The organism is Pantoea sp. SIMBA_079, assembly GCF_046940275.1.
Lineage (GTDB): Bacteria > Pseudomonadota > Gammaproteobacteria > Enterobacterales > Enterobacteriaceae > Pantoea > Pantoea borealis.
The window spans coordinates 1-264 of sequence record NZ_JAWRYR010000447.1 but is presented as its reverse complement, the minus strand read 5'-3'; the positions used below and the strand labels follow the sequence as shown (position 1 = coordinate 264).

The following is a 264-nucleotide window of genomic DNA, read 5'->3' as shown; positions in this document are numbered from 1 at the left end:
CCTGGTCTTCCTCGGGCACGAAGCTGCTGGACAGCTTGATGTAGAGGAAGCCGCAGACCACGCACAGCACCACGAACACCGCCATCCAGCGCGGCGCGTGCCCCACGGCGCTGCCGATGTGGCCGACGTAGGTCCGGTTGACCTTGTCGTAGTACTTGTTGAACGTGCGGACGACGACATTGCTCTTGCGCTCGCCGGGCGGCGCGTGCTGCTTGAGGAAGGTCGCGCACAACGCCGGGGTGAAGCCCAGCGCGAGGAACGCCG

General features: G+C 66.3%; 1 protein-coding gene. It reads right to left on the bottom strand.

Features of this window, described 5'->3' with window-relative positions; translation table 11 throughout:
• Window positions 1-264: efflux RND transporter permease subunit (locus SB719_RS20745; protein ID WP_412159828.1), on the bottom strand; the 264-nt coding region annotated here is incomplete at both ends.